The organism is Shimazuella kribbensis DSM 45090, from assembly GCF_000428065.1.
GTDB lineage: Bacteria > Bacillota > Bacilli > Thermoactinomycetales > Thermoactinomycetaceae > Shimazuella > Shimazuella kribbensis.
Genome location: NZ_ATZF01000040.1, coordinates 1 through 7,024, shown reverse-complemented (window position 1 = coordinate 7,024; position 7,024 = coordinate 1). Strand labels below are relative to the sequence as shown.

Annotated in this window: 7 protein-coding genes and 1 rRNA gene; 1 reads left to right on the top strand and 7 read right to left on the bottom strand. The window is 38.7% G+C overall.

The features are described from left to right. From A3GQ_RS26465 to A3GQ_RS0120925, 7 genes are all read right to left on the bottom strand, one after another. Window positions 1-820 (bottom strand): IS3 family transposase (locus A3GQ_RS26465; protein ID WP_245596875.1); only part of this gene is annotated, 820 nt, incomplete at its 3' end. Continuing rightward, entirely contained in the window at window positions 766-1,104 is a 339-nt protein-coding gene (locus A3GQ_RS28145; protein WP_028778697.1) for a helix-turn-helix domain-containing protein, read from the bottom strand. The genes A3GQ_RS28145 and A3GQ_RS26465, both read right to left, overlap by 55 nt. Window positions 1,105-1,236: 132 nt before the next feature. Continuing rightward, window positions 1,237-1,950, bottom strand: a complete 714-nt coding sequence (locus A3GQ_RS0120945; protein WP_028778696.1) for an ABC transporter ATP-binding protein — start codon at window positions 1,948-1,950, stop codon at window positions 1,237-1,239. Continuing rightward, window positions 1,950-2,720, bottom strand: coding sequence for an ABC transporter ATP-binding protein (locus A3GQ_RS0120940; RefSeq protein ID WP_028778695.1), 771 nt, complete (start codon window positions 2,718-2,720; stop codon window positions 1,950-1,952). The genes A3GQ_RS0120945 and A3GQ_RS0120940 overlap by 1 nt, the downstream gene beginning before the upstream one ends. 14 nt (window positions 2,721-2,734) lie before the next feature. Beyond that, the gene (locus A3GQ_RS0120935; RefSeq protein WP_051272198.1) at window positions 2,735-3,967 is read right to left on the bottom strand and encodes a branched-chain amino acid ABC transporter permease; all 1,233 of its coding nucleotides are present in this window, start codon (window positions 3,965-3,967) and stop codon (window positions 2,735-2,737) included. Between the two features lie 9 nt (window positions 3,968-3,976). Further along, complete coding sequence (locus tag A3GQ_RS0120930; protein WP_028778693.1) at window positions 3,977-4,954, bottom strand: branched-chain amino acid ABC transporter permease; 978 nt, start codon at window positions 4,952-4,954, stop codon at window positions 3,977-3,979. Between the two features lie 87 nt (window positions 4,955-5,041). Further along, window positions 5,042-6,208 carry a branched-chain amino acid ABC transporter substrate-binding protein gene (locus A3GQ_RS0120925; protein WP_028778692.1) on the bottom strand — a complete coding sequence of 389 codons (1,167 nt, stop codon included), beginning with the start codon at window positions 6,206-6,208 and terminating at the stop codon, window positions 5,042-5,044. Window positions 6,209-6,922: 714 nt separating this feature from the next. Here A3GQ_RS0120925 and A3GQ_RS0120920 point away from each other — a divergent pair. Continuing rightward, a 23S ribosomal RNA gene (locus A3GQ_RS0120920) occupies window positions 6,923-7,024 on the top strand; the annotation flags it as partial.

Below are 7,024 nucleotides of genomic sequence, written 5' to 3'. Positions count from 1 at the left end.
AATCTTGGACAGCTTGAAGAAGCTCCTGTTCTGTTTTACACTGGGAAAAGTACAACGTTTCTGTCTTCAAATGAGAGAAGAAAGACTCAATGCACGCATTGTCTAGGCAGTTTCCTTTGTGAGAGTGGCTGCCTACCATTNCCAGNTGTTGGAGTCGTTTGTTGTACTGTCGAGACGTGTATTGGAAGCCTTGATCCGAATGGAGTAAGGCTCCTTGCAAGTCTCTTTTTGTTTGCAGTTCTTCCACCGTATCCATCACTAGTTTTAGGTCATTTCGAGGAGATAATTTCCAAGCAACTATCTCATTGTTGAAAAGATCTTGAACAGCGGACAAATAGTAAAAACGGCCATTCATTGGCAGATAGGTAATATCTGTAGCATACGAGCGGTTTGGTTGCTCAGGTAAGAATTGTCGATTCAACCGATTTGGATGAACAACAGATGTTATTTTGCCAAAATAACGACGCTTTTTCCGAATGGCAGACTGAATGTGTAATTCCTTCATGAGTCGGTATACTCGCTTATGATTAACCAGAAAGCCAGCTTTTCGTAATGCAACAAGCATTCGTGGATAGCCAAAAAAGGGACGAAGATGATGGATTTCCATGATCTTCTCTTTCAACAGTTGATCCTTTTGGCTAGCTATTTTTCTTTTCTGTCGTGTTGTTTCCCACTTGTAATAACCAGAACGAGAGACTTTTGCAATAGCCACCAACCACACGATAGGGTACTTGTTTTTCAGCTCTTGAATAATTTCAAAACGAGTTATTTTTGGGATCCACGCTCCTCCAGTAGATTGGGATAACGCTTTTTTAAGTATTCGACCTGTGCTTTCAAGTAATCTCTTTCTTCTTCTACACTTTGAAATTTCGTACGTGGTCGACCCAAGAATGGGTTGTCCTCTTGTGTTGTTTTTCCTCTCTTGTCTGTGAAAGGTTCCTTATTTCGGTACTTTTTTACCCATGTTTTCACTTGTGTGCTACTTCGTATACCCAACTCATCTGCAATAGCACGATAACTTTTTCCTTGTTCTTCATACATTTTCACTGCTTTTCGTTTGAATACTTCCGAATAACGTTGAAACTTTTGACCTTTTCTTGCCATAAAAAATCCCCTCCAAGTAGAGTGTAAAAAGCCCACGCCTAACGGCGTGGGCTTTTTACACTGTCTACTTAGAGGGGATAATACCATCAAAAAAGGTCTTTTTTATACGCTTCGAAAAGAAGGGAACTAAATTTAAGCTAAATATGCCTCCGTAACTTGCTTGTTTTCGAGTAAGTTCTGAGCGCTATCAGTAAGAATGATTTTACCTGTTTGAATCACATATCCGCGATGTGCAATCGAGAGAGCTTGGTAAGCATTTTGCTCTACCAATAGGATGGTCATACCAGTTTGATTCAACTCTTGGATGATCTCGAAAATTTGCTCGACAATAATTGGGGCTAATCCCATAGAAGGTTCATCTAAAAGCAGGATGCTCGGTTTACTCATCAATGCTCTTCCAATTGCGAGCATTTGCTGTTCTCCCCCGCTCATTGTCCCTCCTTTTTGATGTAGACGTTCTTTGACTCGAGGGAAGTATTGATAGACTAACTCCATTTGTTGTTCTATATCTTTTTTACTCTTTAGTTGAAAAGCGCCCATTTCTAGATTTTCTTTTACCGTCAATTTAGGAAATATTCGCCTTCCTTCAGGTACATGTGCTACTCCTAATTTTGCTGTTTGGTGTGGGGGGAGTTTGGAAATATCATTTCCTAGAAAGGAGATTGTCCCTGATGTTTTAATCTGTCCACAGATCGCCTTTAAAGTACTCGATTTTCCAGCACCGTTCGAACCGACAAGCGTTACGATTTCTCCCATATTTACCTCAAGTGAAATATCTTGTAGTGCTTGGATCTGATCGTAGTATGCTGATACTTGGGACATCTCTAAAAGTGCGCGTTTCGTCATCAAGATACAGCTCCTTTTCCCAGATATGCTTCAATAACTCTTGGGTTTGTTCGTATTTCGTCTGGATTCCCTGAAGCAATTCTTTGTCCATAGTCTAGGACAATTATTTCCTCGGAAATTTTCATTACCAATTTCATGTCATGTTCGATCAAAATAATAGTTAAGTCAAAATCGTTTCTTATTTGGGTTATCAGATCTGTTAATTCCTTTGTTTCTTTTGGATTCATTCCAGCAGCTGGTTCATCGAGAAAAAGTATTTTGGGTTTTGTTGCAAGTGCACGTGCGATTTCTAATCTGCGTTGTTCTCCATAGGAAAGGTTTTTTGAAAGCTCATTGCATTTATCAGCGAGATGAACAGTCTCTAGTAACTGGTATGCGTGTTTGGCGGCATTTTGCTCTTCCAAACGAACTCGTGGGAGACGAAATAAAGTACCAAATAAATTAGAAGTAAGGTGGTTATGCATCCCAACGAGTATATTTTCTAATGCAGTCATTTCTTTAAATAAGCGGATATTTTGAAAGGTGCGTGCGATACCCAGACCTGCGATTTGATTAGGTTTTCTATTTAATAATGAAGTACCAGCTAATGAAATGCTACCTTTGTCGGGCTTATAAATTCCTGTTATCAAGTTGAATAGTGTTGTTTTTCCAGCTCCATTTGGGCCAATAATTGCGGTGATAGATTTGGGCCTGATGGATATATCCACTTGATTCACTGCGGTTAACCCTCCAAATTGTTTGGTCAGCCCTTTTATCTGTAATAAAGACATCGAAATCCTCCTTTCTATTTGTCTGAAATGGGTTGTTCTGCGAGCTTTGCTGGATCATACTGTTTTGCTTTCGCAGTGATCAAACCTTTTGGACGGTACACAGCAATCAAAACAAGAATTACTCCAAATATAAGGCGTTGCATTTTGGTTGGAGAGAGAGTATCAGGTATGCTGATATTTTGTGTTAAAAAGTTGGTAACCTCTGTTAGAATTTGAAGGTTGAGAACGGATATGACAGCAGCTCCTAAGATAACACCAGGAATACTGCCCATTCCTCCTAAAATGACCATCACTAAGATGGTGATAGATTCAATCAGGGTAAAACTAGAAGGATCAACAAACATATTTTTAGCAGAGAATACTACACCCATCATTCCAGAGAAAGAAGCACCCAATGCGAATGCCCAAAGCTTTGTTTTTACTAAAGGAATTCCCATGGATTGAGCAGCAATCTCATCTTCTCGGATTGCTTTCCAGGAACGTCCCAGTTTGGAGTGCTCTAATCTTTGTACTCCAATAATGATGACTAAAAGAATGACAATTACAATGTAATAAAACTGACTGGCGAGGCTAAACGTAAAACCAAATATCTCAGGTTGCTGTATTTGGGATAGCCCTTGAGCGCCATTTGTGATATTGACTGGTTTATCCATATTGTTAAAAACAATGCGGATGATTTCTCCAAAACCGAGTGTAACAATGGCTAAGTAGTCGCCTTTTACTCTCAGTACTGGAATACCAAGTAATATACCGAATATAGCTGCCATGAAACCGCCGATCAAAATAAATGGCCAAAACCATGTACCTGCGAGAGGAAAAAAGTCACTATGGAATAATTGCGTAGCTTGTGGGGAAGCAAATATCCCATATGTATAAGCTCCAATGGCAAAGAAGGCAACGAAACCAAGATCCAAAAGTCCAGCAAAACCGACTACAATATTAAGTCCCAATGCCATTGCTACATAGATCCCTGTTTGTACGGCTACTTCCATATAATCTTGTTGCGAAGTTCCTCCTGAAGTGGCCAATGGAATAATAACAACTAATAAAAGCAATCCAACAATCCACTTGGTTCGATTGGTCAAGTGAGTATAGTGTAGAAGCAATAAAGAACCTAGTAACAACAAGAATGCAGTTACAGATCGTTCCAAGAAGTAAACGCTTGCACTACTCACCAAAATAAACAATCCAAGCACTATAAATTGTGAAGTGCGGTTTTTCTGGAATGTATCTATCCATTTATCCATCCTGATCACCTACACTTTCTCCTTGACTGATTTTCCAAATAGGCCTTCTGGTTTGAAGATAAGAACGAGAATCAAAATAGCGAAAGCGAAAACATCTTTGTACTCTGAACCTAAGACTCCACCCGTTAGCGTGCTAAGATTTGCCGCCGCGAATACTTCTAATACTCCCAACATAAGACCGCCAAACATTGCTCCTCGAATGTTTCCAATCCCACCTAGAACAGCAGCAGTAAATGCCTTTAATCCAAGGATAAATCCAATGTAAGGATCAATGGTTGCATATTGTTGAGCAAATAGAAATCCAGTAGCTCCACCAATAGCTGATCCGATAAAAAAGGTGAGACTAATCACTTTGTTTACATTGATAGACATCAGGGAAGCAGTTTCTTGATCTTGTGCAACCGCACGCATAGCAGTTCCCCACTTGGTTCGGTTTACAAAGATATCAAGTAAAATCATGATGACAATGGTGATACCAATTAAAATAATAGTGTTCGTTTTGATCGTAGCGTTTTGAAATGATCCAATAATCGAAGAGAAGGGAATGGTGAACTTTCCTTCAAATAAAGTAGTTCCTGTAACGATATAGTTACCAGTTTTCATTTCTGCAACGAACCGTACTAGATCTTGTAAGATAAAGGAAATACCAATTGCGGAGATCAAAGGAATCAGTTTAGGTGCTTTTCGAAGTGGACGATAAGCAAGTCTTTCGATACCAATTCCAAGTAATCCAGTTAAGAGGGCAGTCATAATAAGGATAAGAATGAGTGTGATCCAAGCAGGCATATCTATGCCAAACATTCCAAGGGAGAGTAGAAGACCTGTTCCAATAAATGCACCTGTCATAAATACTTCACCGTGAGCGAAGTTAATTAACTCTAATATGCCGTAAACCATTGTATAACCAAGAGCGACGACAGCGTATATTGCACCAAGTGTAAGGCCATCAACTAAAACTTGGGGAAGAGCGGTAAAAATGTGGCTCATGAAGTAACTCTTCCTTTCTTTGATTTATAGAGTAGAAAGAGGTGGGAAAGCGGGAAGCTTGTCCCACTTCTTTTTTGATTGAAATGGTTATTGTTTGCCTTCTTCGCCTACTAGTGGCCCGGGATATTGATTGTTCTCAAATTTATGAATAAAGACTTTAGCAAAATCATTATCGCCTTTATCATCAAAGGATACCTTTGATGCGATACCTTGGTAATCTTTGATTAAATGAACAGCATCTAGTACTTGTTCACGGGTTGGTTTTTTGCTTCCGTTTTTCTTGATTGCATCTTCCAATCCTTTTAGTAAAACGTTCATTGCATCATAACCATAAAACGCATAGGATTGAGGGTCTTTATTAAATTTAGCTTTGTATCTCTCTGCCCATTTCTTTCCTTCTTCAGATTTACTGACATCTGCGGCAGTTGTACTATAATAAACATCTTTAATTGCGTCACCAGCAATTTTGTACATATCAGAGGAGTCAACGCCATCTCCACCCATCATTGGGGCCATAATTCCTTTTTCACGAGCTTGTTTGACGAGTATTCCGAATTCTGAGTAAATGCCGCCAAAGAAGATGAAATCAGGTTTTGCTGATGAAACTCGATTTAATACACCATTGAAATCTTTTTCTCCAGGAGTGATACCTTCATGACCTGTGATTTTAGCTCCATTTTGTTCCGCTTGTTTTTGGAAGTTGCTCGCAATACCTTCACCATAAGCTGTTTTATCCGTAATGATAAAAATCGATTTTGCATTCAATTTTTTGGTTGCATAGTTTGCATCGGCTGAACCTTGCACATCATCACGTGCTACGATACGATGTACGGATTTGTTACCGCTTTCAGTTAGCTCTACAGCAGTGTTAGCTGGAGATACCATAACTAATTTATTTTTTTGATAAGTAGAAGCAGAAGGAATAGCAACACCCGAGTTATAATGACCTACTACACCAAGAATAGATTGATCTGCCCCGATTTGTTGCGCATTTGCAACTCCTTTTTTCGGGTCTGCTTGATCATCATAAGGTGCTAGTTTTAAATCAAAACCAAGTTTTTTGAAAGCCTCTGCATGGTCATCTATCGCTAGTTGGGCACCATTTTTAATTGCTTCACCAACAGTTGCTTGATTACCGGAAAGAGGTGTTTGTGTTGCAATTTTAATTACGTTGCCACTGGAATTATTGCTACAACCGATAATACTAATAGAAAGAAGACTTAACGATAAACCAAGTGCAAATACTTTTTTCATCTGCTTACCTCCTGAGGTTATGAACATGATTTTATATCGTGATTATGTTATGCAGGAAACCTCCTCCGTTTTATTTCGACCACAGAAATAGATTATTGAAATTTTTGTGAAGTCTAATCCTTATAATAAAAAATAAAAATAAAAAAATCTACAACCAAATTTTGATCTATACCCATTTTTAATAATAATAAGAGTTTTTACTATAAAAAAATAAAACATCATAAAAAAGAAATCATCAGAAATGTCTACTCGTAATTCTATAGAGGGAACACTACAGAAAAGAAAGTAATAGCAAAAGAATTTCATTAGAATGGTCGATATATTTATTATAACAAAAAGAAATAATATGGTTATAGCCTTCATTTATACCAAGTGCAATGACTTTGTTAGATATAACGAAAAAAAGATTTCAAAAAGGGGTTGCAATCTTTTTTTAGCCATGTTATATTATTTCTTGTCGCCGCGAGCAACACACAAACGGCTGACACAACAACAAAAAAGCAAAACTTGATTCTTGTTGGGACAAGTTGAGATAAGCACTTCTCACTTACCACCATTACAATGACAAGTTGCGCTAAGGCGCAGAAGCGCCAAGTCGCACTTTGAAAATTGGATAGGAAATGATGATAGAGAAAAGACATGTGTGTCTTTTCCGTCAAGTTGCGAACACCGGGTGATAGAGATGAAAATTTGTATCACCAAGTAAGAATAGTAGGAGAAGCTACTAAGGGCACACGGTGGATGCCTTGGCGCTAGGAGCCGATGAAGGACGGGACGAACACCGATATGCTCCGGGGAGCTGTAAGTGAGCTTTGA